2 protein-coding genes are annotated in these 1,875 nt (G+C 56.2%); both read right to left on the bottom strand.

Annotation, left to right across the window (positions count from 1 at the left end; translation table 11 throughout):
* Positions 1–79 precede the first annotated feature (79 nt).
* A complete protein-coding gene (ltrA, locus tag ACZYR9_RS27400; protein WP_488981479.1) occupies positions 80–1,471 on the bottom strand; it encodes a group II intron reverse transcriptase/maturase in 1,392 nt (463 codons plus the stop codon).
* Between the two features lie 192 nt (positions 1,472–1,663).
* Positions 1,664–1,875: hypothetical protein (locus tag ACZYR9_RS27395; protein WP_488981478.1), on the bottom strand; the 212-nt coding region annotated here is incomplete at its 5' end.

Raw genomic sequence — 1,875 nt, 5'->3', positions numbered from 1 at the left:
ATCGAGTAGGAGGGGGCGCCTAGCCCCCGACCTCTCACACCACCGTACATGCGGGTCCGCATACGGCGGTTCCAAAAGGTTAACAAAGCTCTAAATAACGAGAAAGCAAACTTCTCAGCCCTTTCGCTTCCCAGTAGGAGGTCGGAAGGGCGTTATTTGTGTTTCGAGACATCTCCCATGCTCCGCGTCTGGAGTTTGCCATGACGAAGCAAGCCCATTCCGGAACGCCGAGGGCTCGCAGCTCGCGCACACGAGTTCGCACTCGTTTCCACTGTTTCCAAAGACACATACGTAGCCTTCTGCGAATCCATTGATCGAACGTTCCGCAATGCTTCTTCGCGGATGCGAGTCGGAAGTAGCCAATCCAACCCATGAGGTAGCGGTTGAGTTGCGCAATTCGGCTCTCCATCGACATGGAACGGGTTCGGTTGGTTAGTTCCCGGACTTTCTCCTTAAAGCGGGCGATCGTCTTCGGCGCTAGCCGTATGGTCGCCTGCTTGTTCGACAAAAAGCTGAACCCGAGAAACTTACGGTTCCATGGTCGGTCCACCGCACTCTTGTCTCGATTCACTTTCAGTTTTAGCTTCCCTTCTACAAAGCGAATCACCGATTCCAATACGCGTTCACCAGCGCGCTTGCTGGCTACGAAGATGTTGCAGTCGTCCGCATAACGGACGAACCGCAGGCCACGCTTCGTTAATTCTTTGTCCAGATCATCCAGTAGAATGTTTGCGAGGAGCGGACTCAGGGGGCCGCCTTGCGGAGTCCCTTCATCCGTTCGTTCCAGCGCTCCATTCGACATCACTCCTGCGTTCAGGTAGCCCCGGATTAGCTTTAGGATACGCTTGTCCGTTACTCTCCTTGCTACCCTTGCCATGAGCATGTCGTGGTTCACCCGGTCAAAGAATTTCTCCAAATCCATATCTACCGTCCATCGGTATCCCCTTTGAATGTAGATTTGGGCTTGTTTCACCGCGTCGTGCGCTCGTTTCCCCGGCCTGAAGCCGTAGCTATGCCATGAGAAGTGCGCGTCGAAGATCGGATTCATTACTTGCAGAAGCGCTTGTTGGAGCAAGCGGTCCATCCCGGTGGGGATACCGAGCAGCCGCACGCCGCCTCCGGGTTTGGGGATTTCCACTCGTCTGACGGGCGCGGGTCTGTACGTTCCCGCGAGGAGTTCGGCTTTCACCGGTTCCCATTGTGTTTTCAGGTACGCTTGTAGCTCTGCTACTGTTACTCCGTCCACTCCGGGCGCTCCTCCGTTTTGCACCACCCGCTTGTAAGCGAGTCGAAGGTTCTCTCCTTCGAGCATCTTCTCCAACAGGTCGTTACTGTCTTCGCGAGAGGAAGGGGCAACTTGTGCCGACGAAGAACTCGGCGCTCCGGCATACCCTTGCGGCTTCACCGCTACCCTTTGCCGCGAGCTCCCTTGTGGGATATTCTGCTGTCGTTGCTCTTCGTGCGAACGCATCGATTTCCTCTCTCCTTTCGGTTCGGCCCTTCCGCTTTCCGGCGTCCCATACTCACGTACTATGGCCTCTGCTGACTCCTGCGGATTCAGCAGAGCCTTTCGGCTCTGGTTACGAAGTCACTTCGCGTATTCCGCAGGCCTCCCCAGATAAGAGCGTCATCTGTCTGCCCGCGACCACCCAAGTTTACAGGATTAGTCCTTGGCGGCTTTGGATTTCGTCATGTGTAGGTGACTCATCCGACTAACCCAGCCTCGAATTGGGTTCGTGTACCTTGGCCCGTGCATTTGCCTCCGGCTTCCTTCAGATTCCGCCTCGCGACGGACACCCTTGCCCTTGGCTACGGTAGGCGCTCGCCAGCCCCCGTTCAGGACTTTCACCCTAAAGATGACGCCCATGCTGGGCG

The sequence above is a fragment of the Paenibacillus sp. F024 genome (assembly GCF_057814255.1).
The sequence above is the reverse complement of the archived record's forward strand: the minus strand, read 5'-3'. Positions and strand labels throughout refer to the sequence as shown.